Raw genomic sequence first — 16,866 nt, 5'->3', positions numbered from 1 at the left:
AAAGGGGGATCAGGCGGCCAGATGGCAGGCGGCGACGCCGTCGACCACCGGCAGGGAACCGGGCGCCTCGGCGCGGCAACGGTCGATCGCCAACGGGCAGCGCGGGTGGAAGCTGCATCCCGGCGGCGGCGCGATCGGGTTGGGGAAGGAGCCGCCGAGAACCGCGTCCGGCATGCCCAGCGTCGGATCGGGCGTCAGCACGCAATCGAGCAGCGCGCGGGAATAGGGGTGGCTGGCGCGGGTGAACAGGGCCTCGCGCCCGCGCTCCTCGACGATGCGGCCGAGATACATCACCGCCACCCGGTCGGCCAGATGCTCGACCACCGCGAGATTGTGGCTGATGAAGAAATAGGTCAGCTTGAACTCGCGCTTCAGCTCCATCAGCAGATTCAGGATCTGCGCCTGCACCGACACGTCGAGCGCCGAGGTCGGCTCGTCGCAGATCAGGACGTCCGGCTGCATCACCAGCGCGCGGGCGATGGCGACGCGCTGGCGCTGACCGCCCGACATCTGGCCGGGATAGGCGTCGATCATCCGGCGCGGCAGCCCCACCGCGTCCAGCATCTCCGCCGCCTTCTTCTGCCGGCTGGCCGCGCTGCCGATGTTGTGGGCGACCAGCGGCAGCGTGATCAGGTCGGCCACCGACTTGCGCGGGTTCAGCGAGGAATAGGGATCCTGGAACACCGGCTGGATGCGCCGCGCCACCTCCCGCCGGTCGGTGCGGGCGATGGGGACGCCGTCGATGCGGATCTCGCCGGCGGTCGGCCTGGTCAGGCCCAGCAGCATCTTCGCCAGCGTCGATTTGCCGGACCCGCTTTCGCCGACCAGCGCATGAACCTCGCCGCGGGCGACGGTCAGCGATACCCCGCCGACGGCGGTCAGCATCGCCTTGGGTTTGAACATCCCCTGCGACACCGGATAGATCTTGGTGACGTTCTCAAGTTCGAGCACCGGAACGGTCATCTCGGTCTCCGATCAGGACGGAAGGACGATGGGGTCGAGCACGCAGGCCATGCGGTGGCCGGGGCCGAGGTCGCGCTCCGGAATGGCGGCGGCACAGGCGTCGGTGGCGCGGTCGCAGCGGTTGCGGAAGGCGCAGCCGGCCAGCGGGCCGATCAGGTTCGGCACCTGCCCCGGAATGGTGCCCAGCGGCTCGCCCGGCCGGGTGCGGCCGGGAACCGGGATGGCGCGCAGCAGCCCCTGGGTGTAGGGATGGCTGGGGGCGCCGAACACCGCCCCGACCGGGCCGGTCTCGACCAGCCGGCCGGCATACATCACCGCCACCTTGGTGGCGACGCGGGCGACGACGCCCAGGTCATGGGTGACCAGGATCAGCCCCATGCCGAACTCGCGCTGGATGTCGCGCAGCAGCAGCAGGATCTGGGCCTGGATCGTCACGTCCAGCGCCGTGGTCGGCTCGTCGGCGATGATCAGGTCGGGCTCGCACATCAGCCCCATGGCGATCATCACCCGCTGGCGCAGGCCGCCCGACAGCTGGTGCGGATACTGGCCGAGCCGCGAGGCGGCGGCGGTGATGCCGACCCGCTCCAGCAGATGGACCGCGCGGTCGCGCGCCGCCGCCCGCCCGACCGGACGATGGCGGCGCAACGCCTCGCCCAACTGGTCGCCGATGGTGTAGGCCGGGTTCAGCGAGGTCATTGGCTCCTGGAAGACCATCGCCATGCGGTCGCCGCGCAGATCCTCCATCGCGCGGCGGCCGGCGGCCATCAGGTCGATGCCGTCGAAGCGCAGGGAGCGCGCCTTGCGCACCGCCCTGGACGGCAGCAGATCCATCAGCGCCAGCGAGGTCAGCGACTTGCCGGACCCGCTCTCGCCGACGATGGCCAGCGTCTCGCCGCGCTCCAGGGTGAAGGACACCCCGTTGACGGCATGGAGCAGCCCGGCTTCGGTGGGGATCTCGATGGTCAGGTTGTCGACGTCGAGCAGGGGCATGGCCGTCAGCTCCGGTTGTCGGGGGCGGTGACGTCGCGCAGGCCGTCGCCCAGGAGGTTGATGCCGAGAACCAGCGCCACCAGCGCCACGCCGGGGATGGTGATGACCCAGGGGCTGAAGAACATGTACTGCTTGCCCTCGGAGATCATCAGGCCCCAGGACGGCAGCGGCGGCTGGACGCCGAGGCCGAGAAAGGACAGCGCCGCCTCCAGCAGGATGGCATGGGCCATCTCCAGCGTGGCGACCACGATCAGCGGGTTGAGGATGTTCGGCAGCACCTCCGAGAAGACGATCAGCCGCGTCGAACAGCCGATGGCGCGGGCGGCGCCGACGAAATCGGCGTGGGCGATCTGCTGCGTCGTCGACCGCGCCACCACCGCGAAGCGGTCCCACAGCAGCAGCCCCAGCACGACGATGACGGTGTTGAGCGAGGTGCCGACCAGGGCCGCCACAGCGAGCGCCACCAGCACCACCGGCAGGGCGAGCCGCACATTGATGATGTAGCCGATGACCATGTCGACCCGGCCGCCGAAGAAGCCGGCGGCGACACCCAGCGCCGTGCCGATCACCCCCGACAGCAGCACCGTAGCCGCCCCGATCAGCAGGGAGATGCGCCCGCCATAAAGCAGCCGGGCGAAATAGTCGCGCCCCAGCTTGTCGGTGCCGAGCCAATGCTCCCAACTCCCCTTGGGGTGCCAGACCGGCGGGATCAGCCGGCGGGAGATGTCCTGGGCATAGGGGTCGTGCGGGGTGAACAGCGGCGCGGCCAGCGACAGGACGAGGATGACGGCCAGGAGGATGGCGCCGGCCATGAAGCCGGGGTGGCGGACCGCCCGCCGGGTGAAGCGGGCCAGCGGCGAGCGGCGGACCGGAACCGGGTCGAAGCCGGCGGCCGGGGTGGTGGCGGCCGGGGGGGAGGCGGATGCGCTCGTGGTGCTCATGCGACGCGGATCCTTGGGTCCAGCCAGGCGTTGAGGAGGTCGGCGAGGAAGGTCAGCAGGATGTAGATCGTGGCGAGCAGCATCACGATGGCCTGGACCACCGGGAAATCCTTGCGCGCGATGGCCTCCCAGGCGAGCTGGCCCAGCCCCTGGAGCGAGAAGACCGCCTCGACCACGATGGAGCCGCCGAGCATGAAGCCGAACTGCACCGCCGCCAGCGCCACCACCGGCACCACCGCGTTGCGCAGCGCGTGCTTGAAGATGACGGTGCGCGGACGCAGGCCCTTGGCCCTGGCGGTGCGGATGTAATCCGACGCCATCACGTCCAGCATGCCGTTGCGGGTCAGCCGCATCACCGCCGGGATGGCGTACCAGCCGAGCGCCACCGACGGCAGCACGAAATGGCTCCAGGTCGCGTTGCCGGACACCGGCAGCCAGCGCAGGTTGACCGCGAAGACGATGATCAGCGACAGGCCGAGCCAGAAGGTCGGCACCGCCTGCCCGAGCGCGCAGAAGATCAGGGCGGCGCGGTCGAACCAGCTGCCGCGCTTCACCGCCGCCAGCGCCCCCAGCGGAATGGCGAAGACCAGGGCGAGGCCCAGCGCGATGGCGCCCAGCTTCAGGGTGATCGTCAGACGGTCGCCGATCAGCGACGCCACCGACTCCCGGAAATAGAAGGAGCGGCCGAAATCGAAGCGGACGGCCCCGGCCAGCCATTGGCCGTACTGGACGACCAGCGGCTGGTCCAGGCCGTAGTCGGCCCGCACCCGCGCCACCTGCTCGGGCGACGCCTCGGGTCCGGCGAGGTCGGTGGCGAGATCGCCGGACAGGTGCAGAAGCAGAAAGGCGATGACCGAGACGGTCAGCACAACCGACAGCGCCACGGCGAGCCGGCGAAGCAGGAAGGCTAGCATGGCGGACTCCTAAAGAGGAGCGGGCGGAGAGGTGCGGCGGGCCGGTCCGCAGCCGAACCGGCCCGCCGCCGCGGACTCACTTCCAGCGGGCGGCGTAGAAGCGCGGAAGCTCGTCGGGCTGGGCGGTAAAGTCGAGGTCGGAGGTGAAGGCGTAATTGCTGGGGTAGGAGAACAGCGGCAGCAGATAGCCCTTCTCCGCGATCATCGACAGCGCCTGCTTGTAGAGATCCTTGCGCGCCGCCGTCTCGTTGGTGGTGTCGGCCTTGTCGAGGAGAGCCTTGACCTTGGGGTCCCGGCTCATGTCATCCTCGTTCTCCTTGAACCACACGCCCGTGAAGGCCGAGGCGTCGTTCACCGAGAAGGAGCCCCAGGTCTGGTATTCCAGCGGCACCTTGCCGGCGCGGGCTGCCTCGCGCATCGCGGCGTATTTCAGGAAGCGCAGGTTGGCGCGGATGCCGACCGCGCGCAGATAGCCGACCACCGCCTCGGCATAGTCGCGTTCGCGATAGGCGTAGAGATCGGTCTCGAACCCGTTGGGATAGCCGGCCTCGGCCAGCAGCTTGCGCGCCTTGTCCGGATTGTAGTCGTAGCGCGGCACGCCCTCGTCGGTGCAGCCGATCTGATCGATGAAGCAGGCGGAATGCATCACCCGCGCGCCGCCGCCGACCAGATTCTTCACCATCGCCTGACGGTCGACGGCATGGGCGATGGCTTGGCGCACCTTCTCGTTCTTCATCGGCGTGTCGGCGGCGGTGCGGCCGGCGGCATCGAATTGCAGGAAGCCGACGCGCATCGTTTCCGCCGACAGCACGGTGACGTTCGGCACCGCGCTCAACTGGTCGGCCTGATCCTTCGGCACGCGCCAGATCCAGTCGACGCCGCCGGTCATCAGCTCGGCCATGCGGGTCTCGCCGTCGGGGATGACGCGGAATTCGATCTTGCCGATGGGCGGATCGCCGAGCGGGCTGCCTTTCCAATAGCCCTTGAACTTCTCCATCTTCACGCCCTTGCCGTTCTCGACCGCGGTGACGCGGTAGGGACCGGTGCCGATGGGCGCCTTGGAGAAGCCGTCCAGACCAACCTTCTTGAAATAGGCGGCCGGGTAGATCGGCGTCGGGCCGGACAGATATTCCAGCGCCGCCGGGAAGGGGCCCTTCAGGCGGATGCGGACGGTGTGGTCGTCGATCTTGTCGGCGCCGGCCATCCATTCGACATTCTGCTTGGTCACCACCTTCGCTTCCGGCGTCAGCACGTAATTGAAGGTGAAGACGACATCGTCGGCGGAGAAGGGCGAGCCGTCCTGGAAGGTTACGCCCTGGCGCAGGCTGACCTCCAGCGTGACCGGATCGATCCATGTCCAGGCGGTGGCAAGTTCCGGCTCATAGGCGCCGGTCTTCGGGTTCCGATAGATCAGCGTGTCCCAGGCCAGATGGGAGACGATGACGCCTTCGCGCAGATTGTTGTGATAGGGGCTGATGTTCTCAGGCTCGCTGTCGGACGCGTAAACCAGCGTGTCGTTCGCCTTGTTGGCCAGAGCCACCGAGGGAAGAGCCGCCGTGGGCAGAGCCAGCGCCACCGCGGCGGCGACCATCATCGACTTACCATACGCAAAGGGCGCCATGTCCGAGCTCCGTCCAAGAGGGTCCATTTGCACGAAAGATAGCCATGGCACGATATTGTGCAGAATGGCATGCCACAACTATAATAGTTGGAAGTTATCATTGCTGATTCGGCAACGACGGTTTCAAAAGCCCTGACCGCCCCCCCCCGCCCCCCCGCGGCAGGGCGGGCGGCCCCGAGGATGAAGAGATGAACGCCACCGCGCTGCGCTATTTCCTGGAGGTCGTCCGCAGCGGCTCCATCGCCGACGCCTCCGCCCGGCTGCATGTCGCCTCCTCCGCCATCAGCCGGCAGATCGCCCATCTCGAAGCCGACCTCGGCGTCGAGCTGTTCGAGCGCCGGCCGCGCGGCATGGTGCCGAGCTATGCCGGCGACCTGCTCGCCCGCCATGCCCAGCGCGTCTTCCTGGAGGAGGAGGCCATCGTCACCGAGCTGAAGCGGCTGCGCGGGCTGGCCAGCGGGCGGGTCCGGGTCGCCGGGACCGAGGGGTTCGGGATGAGCCTGATCCCGGCGGCCATCCACAGCTTCCGCGACCGCCATCCCGGCATCCGCATCGAGCTGCGCGTCGATGCGCCGGCGGCGGTGACGCGGATGGTGCGGGAGGGGGAGGTCGACATCGGCGCCACCTTCTCCTTCGCGCCGGAACCGGGTGTGAAGGCGCTGGGGGAGGGCCGGGCGCCGGTGCTGGCGGTGATGGGACGGGACCACCCGCTGGCGGACAGGACGGTGGTGTCGCTGGCCGAACTGGCCCGCGAGCCGATGGCCCTGCCGGAGAAGGACACGACGGTGCGCCAGATCTTCGACATCGCCTGCGGACAGGCCGGCGTGGTGGTCGAGCCGGTGCTGACCTCCAACTACATCGCCGGGCTGTGGGCCTTCGCGGCGGAAGGCGGCGGCATCACCATCGCCAGCCCCTTCACCGTCCATTCCGGCACGGTCGGCCATCCGGTGGTGTCGGTTCCCATCGACTCCCCCACGCTCGACCAGCGCTATTACCAGATCCAGACCATGCTCGGCCGCCATCTGCCGGAGGCGGTGCACGCCTTCGCGACGCATCTATGCGGCATCATCCAGCGCGTCAACCGCGGCCCCGGGCGGCCCATTCCGCTGCCCCACCTGCCGCCGGGCGAGCCGGAGGAGACCTGAAAGCTCCTCAGAGGATCCCCAGCCGTTCCTTGATCTGCGGGAAGAAGCGCCGGCTGACGGGAATGACCTGCCCGCGCCTCGTCCGGATTTCCGCCAGACCATTCTCCAGGAAATTGATCTTCTCGATGAAGTCGATGTTCACCAGATATTGCCGGTGGCAGCGCAGCAGGGGCGTGCGCTCCTGAAGGATGTGCAGTGGCAGGTCGGTCGGCCGCTCGCTGCCGTCGGCGGTGACGACCGAGACGCCGCTGACGCCGGAGGCGACATGCTCGACCTCCTCCATCCGCACCAGCTGGACATGGTGCTGGCCGAAACACGGGATCTGGCGCAGCTGGTTGGCGCCGGGAAGCTGGGCGATCTTCTGCGGTTCGCGGTCGCGGCGCAGGCGCTCCAGCGTCTTGTCGAGCCGGGCCTGGTTGATCGGCTTCAGCAGGTAATCGAAGGCGTGCTGCTCGAACGCCTGCACCGCATACTCGTCATAGGCCGTCAGGAAGACGATGTGGGGCATCCTGTCATGGTCGAGCATGCTCAGCATCTCGATGCCGCTCACCCGCGGCATCTGGATGTCGAGAAACACCACCTCGGGCTTTTCGCGGTTGATCACGCCGACGGCGTCGATGGCGTTGCTGCATTCGGCGACGATGGCGATGTCGTCGGCCTTGGAGAGCACGCGGCGCAGCTCCTTGCGGGCCAGCGGCTCGTCATCGACGATGAGGACACTGATCATTTGGACGCGGCCTCCAGCGGAACCCGGATGGTGACGCGGGTGAAGACATCCCGTTCGGACGCGACGGTAACACCATGGGAGGGGCCGAAACAGTTCCTGATGCGGCGATCCACCAAGCTCATGCCCAACCCCTGCCCGGCCGGCTTCGGCTCGTAGAGCCCGGCATTGTCCTCGACGTCGATGACCAGCATGCCGCCCTCCTCGCGGGCGGTGATGGCGACATGGCCGGGGCGGAGCTGCTGCGAGGTGCCGTGCTTGATGGCGTTCTCCACCACCGGCTGAAGCGTGAAGGCCGGCAGCCGCACCCGGCCGAGGCTGTCGGGAATGTCGATGTCCACCGTCAGGCTGTCGGAGAAGCGCGCCAGCTCGATCTGGAGATAGGCGTTCACATGCTCGATCTCCTCGGCCAGCGGGGCGATCTCGCTCGGGCGCTTCAGGTTCATGCGGAAGAAGGTGGACAGGTCGCCGATCAGGTCGCGCGCCTTCTCCGGATCGTCGCAGGTGACGGCGGCGATGGTGTTCAGCGCGTTGAACAGGAAATGCGGGTTGACCTGGGCGTGCAGCAGCTTGATCTCCGCCTGGGCCAGCAGCGCCTTCTGCTGTTCGTAGCGCCCGGCCAGGATCTGGCTCGACAGCAGCTTGGCGATGCCTTCGCCCAGCGTGCGGTTGATGGTGGAGAACAGCTTGGTCTTGGGCTCGTACAGCTTGATGGTGCCGATGACATGGCTGTCCTCGCCGACCAGCGGGATGACCAGCGACGCCCCCAACGGACAGGTCGGGCTGATCGAGCATTGATAGGCCACCTCGTTGCCGTCGGCATAGGTGACCTCATTGTGGGCGATGGCGTCCAGCGTGTTCAGCGACGAGATCGGCGTGCCGGGCAGATGATGGTCGTCGCCGATGCCGATGAAGGCGAGGATCTTCTCGCGGTCGGTGATGGCGACGGCGCCCACCCCGGTCTCCTCATAGATGATCCGGGCGACGGTCATGCTGTTCTCCTGGTTGAAGCCCCGGCGCAGCACGCCGTCGGCCCGCGCCGCGATCGCCAGCGCCTTGGCGGAGAACAGGCTGGACTGCCGCTCGATCACGGCGCGGCGGTCGATCAGGATGCCCATGAACAGCGCCGCCCCCAGTGAATTGGCGATCAGTTCCGGCACCGCGATCAGCCGCACGATCTCCAGCGTCTGGTCGAAGGGCTTCGCGACCGCAAGGTCGATCAGCAGCTCGATCAGCACCCCGACGAAGGTGAGGGCGCCGGCCTTGACCGGGTCGTACAGGGCGCGGGCCTTGCCCTTGCGGATCAGGTGGCGGTGCATCAGCCCGCCCAGCATCCCCTGCACGACGATGTCGAGGCCGGCGGCGAGCGCGAAGGCCCCGCCCAGCGAATAGCGGTGCAGCCCGCCGGTGACGCCGACCGCCAGCCCGACCAGCGGACCGCCGAGCAGACCGCCGAGCACGGCGCCGATCGCCGGCGTGTTGGCGATGGCGTGGACCACCGGCATGCCGAGGATGGTCCCCATGATGCAGAACAGCGAGAAGATGACGTAGCAGGCCAGCTTGTGCGGCCGCCGGATCGTCGCATGCATCAGCGGGATGAAGATCTTCGTCCGGCTCAGCAGATAGGCGACCACCAGATAGACGCACATCTGCTGAAGCAGGAACAGCGAAAGGCCCGCGGAATCAATCTGCATCGGTAAGGCTCCCCGCCCCTGGCCCGGTGCCCGCGCGGCCGGTCCGGGCAGGCTTGCGGCGCATGGTGTGGCCCATCCGCACGGCAAAGGCCAGGGGGATGCGGCGGCGCGGTTGTCGCGGACCCGCCGGCCGCCCCCCTCTCCGCCCAATCTCCGCCCCTGCCCCCGGCTCCGCTCATTTGCCCATTCCACCGCTCATTTCGCTATTCCACCGCTCCTGAGTTGGGCCGGGAATTGCCGCCGGGCTGTTGATAGGCTTCCTTCAGATCAACAGAGCGCAGCCTTACCGCGATGGCCAAGAAATCCACGGTGGAAGGCATGCTGGAGGCATGAAATGGTCAGCATCTCAACGGAATCCACGAGACTCGGCAATCCTCCACTGCCGTGGACCAAGCACGATACCATGTGGATGCTTGGGCTGTTCGGAACAGCCATTGGCGCCGGGACGCTTTTTCTTCCCATCAATGCCGGTCTCGGCGGCTTCTGGCCGCTGCTGGTCATGGCGGTCATCGCCTTTCCGATGACCTATCTGGCCCATCGCGGGTTGTGCCGCTTCATCCTGTCCTCCGCCAAGCCGGGCAGCGACATCACCGAGGTGGTGGCCGAGCATTTCGGCAGCACCGCCGGCAAGCTCATCACGCTGCTGTATTTCTTCACCATCCTGCCGATCCTGCTGATCTACGGCGTCGGCCTGACCAACACGGTCCAGAGCTTCATGGTGCATCAGCTGGGCATGGTCCCGCCGCCGCGCATCCTGCTGTCGCTCGGCCTGATCCTGGGGCTGATGGCGGTCATCAAGCTGGGCGAGCAGATGGTCGTCAAGGTCATGGGCTGGCTCGTCTATCCCTTCGTCGTCGTCCTGATGGGCATCGGCCTCTATCTGGCCCCCGACTGGAACGGCGCGGTGCTTGAGCAGGCCCCGACCGCCGGACAGTTCAGCCTGACCCTGTGGCTCAGCATCCCGGCCCTCGTCTTCTCCTTCAACCACTCCCCGGCGATCTCCCGCTTCGTCGTCGCCCAGCAGAACCATTATGGCGACGAGGCCGAGGCCCAGACCACCCGCATCGAGAAATACGCGGTCGTCATGATGGTCCTGGTCGTCATGTTCTTCGTCTTCAGCTGCGTCTTCAGCCTGAGCCCGCAGGAGCTGGCCGACGCCAAGTCCCAGAACATCTCGATCCTGTCCTATCTCGGCAACAAGTTCGACAACCCGCTGATGGCCTTCCTGACCCCGGCCGTCGCCTTCGTCGCCATCACCAAATCCTTCTTCGGCCACTATCTCGGCGCCCGCGAAGGTCTGAACGGTCTGATCTCCCAGCATCTGCGCGGCCAGGGCAAGGCCGTCGACCTCAAGGCCATCAACCGCTTCAGCGCCCTGTTCATGGTCGCCGCCGTCTGGATCGCCGCCACGCTGAACCCCAGCATCCTCGGCATGATCGAATCGCTCTGCGGCCCCATCATCGCCTCGCTCCTCTTCATCATGCCGATGTACGCGATCCGCAAGGTGCCGGCGATGCGCAAATATGCCGGCCAGCCGGGCAACGTGGTGGTGATGTTCATCGGCAGCGTCGCGATCTCCGCCATCCTCTACTCCCTGCTCAGCCTCTGACCCCCAACCGCCTTCCCGCCCCAGGCGGCGCCCCGTCCGGACCGTGACGGGACGCCGCCCGAAGCGGCGGAGGAAAGACCGTCCCCCCAAAGCCTGTCCAGAGCCGTCCACGGGAAGGAAGCAAGCCATGATCAGCATGTTCGACCTCTACAAGGTCGGTATCGGCCCCTCCAGTTCGCACACGGTGGGACCGATGAGGGCAGCCAAGCAGTTCGTGGACGCCCTGCGCTCCTGCGGCGGGTTCGACGCCACCACCCGCGTCGCGGTCGACATCTATGGCTCGCTGGCGCTGACCGGCAAGGGCCACCAGACCGACGTCGCCCTGATGCTCGGCCTCGCCGGCAACCTGCCGGACAGCGTCGCCATCGACGCCATTCCCGCCTTCCTCCAGCAGGTGCGCAACTCCCGGCGCCTGCCGCTGGGGCAGGAGGGCCGGCCGATCGACTTCCCGCCGACCGCCATCACCTTCCACCGCTCCAACCTGCCGCGGCACGAGAACGGGATGACGATCCAGGCCTTCGACGGCGACCGTCCGCTGCTGGGCAAGACCTATTATTCCATCGGCGGCGGCTTCGTCGTCGAGGACGAGAATTTCGGCAAGCCGGCCGGCGAGGAGATGGAGCTTCCCTATCCCTACGCCTCGGCCGCCGAACTGCTGGAGCATTGCCGCGGGACCGGGCTGTCCTTCTCCGGACTGGTCCTGCAAAACGAGCTCACCCTGCACAGCCAGCAGGAGATCCACAATTATTTCACCAACATCTGGCAGACGATGCGCGCCTGCATGGAGCGCGGCATGACCACGGAGGGCGTGCTGCCGGGACCGATGCGGGTTCCCCGCCGCGCCGCCCTGCTGCGCCGCCAGCTCGCCTCGTCGGAGGCGCTGTCGCGCGACCCGATGAACGTCGTCGACTGGGTCAACATGTTCGCCTTCGCCGTGAACGAGGAGAATGCGGCGGGCGGGCGCGTCGTCACCGCGCCGACCAACGGCGCCTGCGGCATCGTCCCGGCGGTGCTCGCCTACTACCACAACTTCATCAAGCCGGTGGACGAGGACGCCTGCGTCCGCTTCTTCCTGGCCTCGGCCGCCATCGGCGCGCTCTACAAGACGAACGCCTCGATCTCGGGCGCCGAGGTCGGCTGCCAGGGCGAGGTCGGCGTCGCCTGCTCGATGGCCGCCGGCGGTCTCGCCGACCTGATGGGCGGCAGCCCCGAACAGGTGTGCGTCGCCGCCGAGATCGCCATGGAGCATAATCTCGGCCTGACCTGCGACCCGGTCGGCGGGCAGGTGCAGATCCCCTGCATCGAACGCAACGCCATGGGGGCGATGAAGGCGATCAACGCCACCCGCATGGCCCTGCACCGCACCAGCGAGGCGCTGGTCTCGCTCGACAAGGTGATCGAGACGATGTTCGAGACCGGCAAGGACATGGATCCGAAATACCGTGAGACCTCCTGCGGCGGCCTCGCGGTCAAGGTGGTGGCGCAGGCGTCGCGCTCGGCCCCGGACGCCGACAGCACCAACTGGGCGGCCTGAAGCCAGGCGCGTCTTCCCGCGAATCGCCCTTTCGCAAATCGCCCTTTCGCAGATCGGAGGTATCGCGTGATGCACTCAAGCGAAACGGAAAGCATCGTCCACGGTCGGGCCATCGCCGACGGCGTCGCCCTCGGCAGGCTGGGCATCGGCGAGACGGCCAGCATGTGCAGCCGCTTCACCGCGATGGAGGCCGAACTGTGCGGCGTCCTGGCCGGCGATCTCGTCCATTCCGGCGGCGAAACCCGCTCCGCCGATCCGGTGCCGGTCTCCGACCTGTGGCTGCACGGGCTGGTGTCCCGCGTGCTGGAGACCAGCCTGCCCGGCGCGGGCGGGTTGCACCGGACCCAGCATCTCGACGTCGCGCGGCCGGTCGAGGCGGAGGAGGTCGTCACGGCGACCGTCACCATCGTCGCGAAACGCTCCGCTCCGCCGGTCATCATCCTGGCCTGCGACTGCGTCGGCGCTGACGGCGGCCTCGTCGCCAGCGGCAGCGTCGAAATCCCGATCCCCAGCGGGAGGCCCGCCGCGCCGGCGGAACCGGCGCACCACGCGACGGGCCGCCACGGCTACCGGGATCTGCTCGCCGGATGCGCCGGCCTGCCGCCGCTGCGCGTCGCCGTCGTCGAGCCGTGCGACGCCGCCACCCTCACCACCGCCGTGACGGCGGCCGAGGCCGGCTTGATCGAGCCGGTCCTGATCGGTCCGGCCGCCCGCATCTGCGCGGTGGCGGCGCTCTGCCACCTTGACATCCGGCCCTATCACCTGATCGGCGCCGATCACGCCGCCACGGCCGAGGTCGCCGCCACCCTGGCCCGGATCGGCAAGGTCGGGGCGATCATGCTGGGAAGCGCCGATGACGAGGAGATGACGAGCGCGCTGGTCGAAACGCTGCCGCGCTCGCCCGACAGCCTGCGGCTCCTCGGGCTGAAGGCCAGCATCGTGCAGGGTGCGGCGGTGCCGGTCCTCTTCGCCGGCAAGGCGGACGATCTGGACGCCCGTCTCGCCTCTTGCGCGATCATCTCGCGGCTGGCCGCCTCGCGCGGCGGCCGGCCCCTGGCCGCCTGACCGGAACGGCCCCCTTGTGTATTGCGGCAGGCCCATATTGAAGCCCGGACGGCTCGTTGGCCTCGAGCCGTCCGGGTTGGCCGACCCTGTTGCCCCCGAGGCGTAAGACGCCTTTAGTGAGCGTGAGGGCGGCCAGCCTTCCTTGAAGTCCGCACGGTTGCTCGGGCGTTGAGCCCGCACCACAAGGAAGGAATACGAGGATGTCACAAGCGGCTGTTCATGTCGGCATCGATTGCGGGAAATCCCGGCTGGATGCAGCCCTTTTCCCTGCTGTGGCCCACCAACAGGTTGCCAACACGCCCGAGGGGCATCAGGAGTTGGCGATCTGGATCAAGGAGCAGGGCGCTGTGCGGGTTGGGCTTGAGGCCAGCGGCGGCTACGAGCGTCCGGTGCGCGACGCCCTGGTCGCGGTGGGTCTGGAGGTTCATGTCCTCGACCCTGCACGTGTGCGTTACTTTGCCAAGGCCAAGGGGCAGTGGGCGAAGACCGACCCGATCGATGCGCGGGTCATTGCCGAATTCACCGCATGCATGGCTGGTGGCCCGTCGGTGGTCCCGGATCGGGCGCGCGAGGAACTTGCGGGATTGGTTTGCACACGACGCGCCCTGGTCGACAAGCGCGCCGACCTGCGAAAGGTAGCGACGGCAGCGCCCGAGGCGGCTCGCGAGGCGGTCGACGCCGCCATCGAGGCTTTGAGCCGGAGCATCGCCAAGTTGGACGACACGCTCACCCGCCAAGTTCACTCCTCGCCCATCATCAAGCAGACGGTCGAGCGCTTGGTGACCGCTCCAGGCATTGGCCCAGTGGTGGCCGTCAGCCTTGCCGCTCTGGCCCCGGAACTGGGTCGGCTGACCGGTGGGCAAATGGCGGCCTTGGCTGGGGTGGCGCCGCACACCAAAGGCATTGTGGCCGCCTTCTATCAACGGCTGGTCAAGGCGGGAAAGCCGCCCAAACTCGCCATCACCGCTTGCATGCGCAAGCTGCTGACCCGATTGAACGCCATGCTCGCCCACGCTCAGACCTGGAACGAACAAGCAGGCCTGAAAGCCTGAGATGCCGACGGTCGGCGCACCGCGCCGACCGCATGCCAAAGCCTAACGAACCGAGTGCGCGGACCCGTCAAGGCCAAAGCCGCCCGAAGGGCGGGCGCGCGCCAGCGCGAGCCTTGACGGGGAGCACGAACGGTTCAGCTCTCGCTACCCAAAAAATACGGTTGCTCTCACACCGTCACTGCGACTCGCTCTTCAGATAGGCGATCAGGTCGGCGCGCTTGGCGTCGTCCTTGACGCCGGCGAAGGCCATATTGTTGCCGGGCAGGGCCGCCTTCGGGTCCTTCAGATAGGTGTCGAGCTTCTGCTCGTCCCAGACATAGCCGGCATCCTTCATCGCCGGGGAATAGCTGAAGCCGGCGGCGCTGCCGGCGGGCCGACCGACGATGCCGTGCAGGTTCGGGCCGACGCGGTTGGGGCCGCCGGCCTCGATGGTGTGGCAGGCCTTGCAGGTGTTGAACACCGCCTTGCCCGCCGCCGCGTCGCCGTCGGCGGCCTGGGCGGTGCCCTGGACGATGAGGATGCCGCCGGACATCAGAAGGGCGGATGCGAACAGAACGCTGCGCTTGGCGGACAAGGCGGAACTCCCCTTTGCAATCGCCTCCCCGAATGTCCGGGGACGGCGGCCGGCTTCCCTCCGGCGGTTCACGCGGAGGCTAACGGCGGCCTGGATGGCCAGAAAGCGAATTTACCCGATGGCTAACCGCCTTTATTCACCAGGGTGGCGAGCGGTCTGGTCGCCGCGTTGAGATGATCAACGTTGGGCTGTATGGGCGCGCGTCGTCGGCCGCCGCGCTGACGGCGGCGTGACGGTGTCGGAGTTGGTGGTGGAGGGGATTGGGTGACGGCTGGGGCACGCTGCCCCGGTGCTCAGCAGATGAGCCGGGGCATGCGGCCGAGGGCGAGGTGGATGATCGCCTGATCAGGCGCGCTGGTCGGCAGGTGCACCTTGATCTGCGTCTTCATCTCCACGATACGCGCGGCGGTCTTCACCAAGCGCAGCCGCAAGGTGTCGAATTGCACCGTGCGCCAGCGGGAGCGTTTCGGCATCAGCGAGCGCAGGCTCCACAGCAGCCAGTACGCCCCGGCGTGCAGGAACAGGCGGAACTGGTTGGCCGTCGCCTTGGTGCAGGAGGTCCGGTCTGCGGCAAGGTGGGATTTCCAGGCTTTTATATGATTTTCCGCCTGTCCCCTCGCGCAATACAGGCCGGCATACAGCCAGCGACCCGTGCCGTGGCGTAGGTTGGTGACGATGAAGCGGCTGTCGGTGCCCTGGTCTCCTGCCTCGACGCGCGCGACGATGCGGCGGACCCGGCTCCAGGTGCTGGCCCCGTCATAGAATTCCTTGAAGCGGCGCACCTTGTCGGCTCCGGGCATGGCCTGGAAGCGCGCCGCGGTGCTGGCCTCCAGCGTGGTGACGTGACGGCGCAGTGTGCTGCTGGTCGGCAGACCGAGCACGTAGTCGAGCCCCTCCGCCTCGCACCAGTCCAGCACCTCCGGGCAGGCGTAATGGCCGTCGGCGCGCAGCAGGATCTCGGTCTTGGGCCAGTTTGCCCGAATGGCGCGGAGCAGGCGACGCAGGAAGGTCCGGATCTCCGTCCCCTTGGGCCGCTTGGCTGGGCGCAGCACAGCGGTGACAAAGCGGCCGTTGCCGTCGAAGACAACGATGGGCTGGAAGCCGTACTCGTCATAATGGGCGTTGAACAGGCGCAACTGCTGACCGCCATGCACCGTGTCGAAGGTGTCGTCTACATCCAGCACGATGCGCTTGGGCACCTGGCGAAAGGACGCGCAGTAGAGATCGACCATGGCTCGGCCCATGCGCAGCAGTGCGCGGGTATCCGGCAGGTTCTCCAGGCGCGAGATGGTGGCTTGCGAGCAAAGGTCACGCTCGGACGGCAGGCGTTCCAGGGCCATCTTGAACAGCGGGTCGGAGCGTAGGCTGCCGGCGTCGTTGCCGTCCTCGTAGCCCGCCGCGATGGCCAGCAGGCGAAAGCCGATGATGTCGGCCAGCGAATGCACGGTGCGCGTTGGATCGCGCGGGTCCTCAATACAGGCGGCCAGCCGATCGGCAATCCGCAGCCGCTTCGCCACCTCCCGCAGCACCAGCAGCCCGCCATCGGAGGACAGGCGGCCGCCATCAAAGCGCCCGATCACCGGCTTTCCAGCAACGGGTGACAGGCCGGGCAGCGGCAGGGTATGATCAACCATGGCGGGTGGGCGCTCCGGAAACGGCAGGAGTTGGCGTCAGCACCCAAATCCTACGGCCGCTCAACGGATGCCGCTACACCCGCCAACCCTCATGAATTTTCCCGGCTAACATCGGCTTTCCCGATATCATTCACCGCATTAAGGGAATCGCGGGCAGCAACCACATCCGAAGGGTGCGGCGAATCGTCTCATGCCGCCGGATCGCGTTCCTGCCACGGATGGCTTAGAGTCTTCTCTGATTGGGTTTGTGGGGTCAAGGCGGGATGTGCCTTTTCTGCTCCCTACTGATTTCGGCGGGTATGGGGGTGCTTATCCCTTTGTTCGACTGATCCAGACCATCCCTCCGTCCCGACCTGGGATCGTCAGAGCGCCGCGCGCCGGGACGGTCAAGGATGGCCGCAGGTCA

General features: G+C 67.6%; 14 protein-coding genes. 5 read left to right on the top strand and 9 right to left on the bottom strand.

What is annotated here, in order from left to right; all coding sequences use genetic code 11:
• Window positions 1-9 precede the first annotated feature (9 nt).
• From AZL_RS23435 to AZL_RS23415, 5 genes are all read right to left on the bottom strand, one after another.
• Complete coding sequence (locus tag AZL_RS23435) at window positions 10-963, bottom strand: ABC transporter ATP-binding protein (protein WP_012976924.1); 954 nt, start codon at window positions 961-963, stop codon at window positions 10-12.
• Between the two features lie 12 nt (window positions 964-975).
• Window positions 976-1,953: an ABC transporter ATP-binding protein gene (locus AZL_RS23430; RefSeq protein WP_012976923.1), complete on the bottom strand. Its 978-nt coding sequence runs from the start codon at window positions 1,951-1,953 to the stop codon at window positions 976-978.
• 5 nt (window positions 1,954-1,958) lie between these two features.
• Complete coding sequence (locus tag AZL_RS23425; protein ID WP_012976922.1) at window positions 1,959-2,894, bottom strand: ABC transporter permease; 936 nt, start codon at window positions 2,892-2,894, stop codon at window positions 1,959-1,961.
• Entirely contained in the window at window positions 2,891-3,808 is a 918-nt protein-coding gene (locus AZL_RS23420) for an ABC transporter permease (RefSeq protein WP_012976921.1), read from the bottom strand. Before AZL_RS23420 ends, AZL_RS23425 begins: the two co-directional genes overlap by 4 nt.
• Window positions 3,809-3,884: 76 nt before the next feature.
• Window positions 3,885-5,429: an ABC transporter substrate-binding protein gene (locus AZL_RS23415; RefSeq protein ID WP_042445140.1), complete on the bottom strand. Its 1,545-nt coding sequence runs from the start codon at window positions 5,427-5,429 to the stop codon at window positions 3,885-3,887.
• Window positions 5,430-5,617: 188 nt separating this feature from the next.
• On the opposite strand from AZL_RS23415, the gene AZL_RS23410 reads away from it, so the two are divergent.
• Entirely contained in the window at window positions 5,618-6,574 is a 957-nt protein-coding gene (locus AZL_RS23410; RefSeq protein ID WP_012976919.1) for a LysR family transcriptional regulator, read from the top strand.
• Window positions 6,575-6,581: 7 nt separating this feature from the next.
• Here AZL_RS23410 and btsR read toward each other — a convergent pair whose 3' ends face one another.
• Together btsR and AZL_RS23400 are read right to left on the bottom strand one after the other, a co-directional pair.
• Window positions 6,582-7,301 (bottom strand): two-component system response regulator BtsR, encoded by a 720-nt coding sequence (gene btsR / locus AZL_RS23405; protein WP_012976918.1) that lies wholly within the window; start codon window positions 7,299-7,301, stop codon window positions 6,582-6,584.
• Entirely contained in the window at window positions 7,298-8,992 is a 1,695-nt protein-coding gene (locus AZL_RS23400) for a sensor histidine kinase (protein WP_012976917.1), read from the bottom strand. The genes btsR and AZL_RS23400 overlap by 4 nt, the downstream gene beginning before the upstream one ends.
• A gap of 334 nt (window positions 8,993-9,326) precedes the next feature.
• Here AZL_RS23400 and AZL_RS23395 point away from each other — a divergent pair, with 334 nt between their 5' ends.
• The 4 genes from AZL_RS23395 to AZL_RS23380 all read left to right on the top strand — a co-directional run bounded on the left by AZL_RS23395 (window position 9,327) and on the right by AZL_RS23380 (window position 14,252).
• A complete protein-coding gene (locus AZL_RS23395) occupies window positions 9,327-10,601 on the top strand; it encodes a serine/threonine transporter (protein ID WP_012976916.1) in 1,275 nt (424 codons plus the stop codon).
• A gap of 127 nt (window positions 10,602-10,728) precedes the next feature.
• Window positions 10,729-12,135: an L-serine ammonia-lyase gene (locus AZL_RS23390; protein WP_042445135.1), complete on the top strand. Its 1,407-nt coding sequence runs from the start codon at window positions 10,729-10,731 to the stop codon at window positions 12,133-12,135.
• 69 nt (window positions 12,136-12,204) lie between these two features.
• Window positions 12,205-13,200 (top strand): hypothetical protein, encoded by a 996-nt coding sequence (locus AZL_RS23385; protein WP_052293757.1) that lies wholly within the window; start codon window positions 12,205-12,207, stop codon window positions 13,198-13,200.
• 200 nt (window positions 13,201-13,400) lie between these two features.
• Entirely contained in the window at window positions 13,401-14,252 is an 852-nt protein-coding gene (locus AZL_RS23380; RefSeq protein WP_012976913.1) for an IS110 family transposase, read from the top strand.
• Between the two features lie 175 nt (window positions 14,253-14,427).
• Here AZL_RS23380 and AZL_RS23375 read toward each other — a convergent pair whose 3' ends face one another.
• Together AZL_RS23375 and AZL_RS23370 are read right to left on the bottom strand one after the other, a co-directional pair.
• Window positions 14,428-14,826, bottom strand: a complete 399-nt coding sequence (locus AZL_RS23375) for a c-type cytochrome (RefSeq protein ID WP_371304242.1) — start codon at window positions 14,824-14,826, stop codon at window positions 14,428-14,430.
• A 293-nt stretch (window positions 14,827-15,119) separates the two neighbouring features.
• Complete coding sequence (locus AZL_RS23370; protein WP_012973088.1) at window positions 15,120-16,460, bottom strand: IS1380-like element ISAzs3 family transposase; 1,341 nt, start codon at window positions 16,458-16,460, stop codon at window positions 15,120-15,122.
• Between the last annotated feature and the right edge of the window lie 406 nt (window positions 16,461-16,866).

Source organism: Azospirillum sp. B510 (assembly GCF_000010725.1).
GTDB classification, from domain to species: Bacteria; Pseudomonadota; Alphaproteobacteria; order Azospirillales; family Azospirillaceae; genus Azospirillum; species Azospirillum lipoferum_B.
Note: the sequence above shows the minus strand (reverse complement) of the source record. Positions and strands in the feature narration are given on the sequence as shown.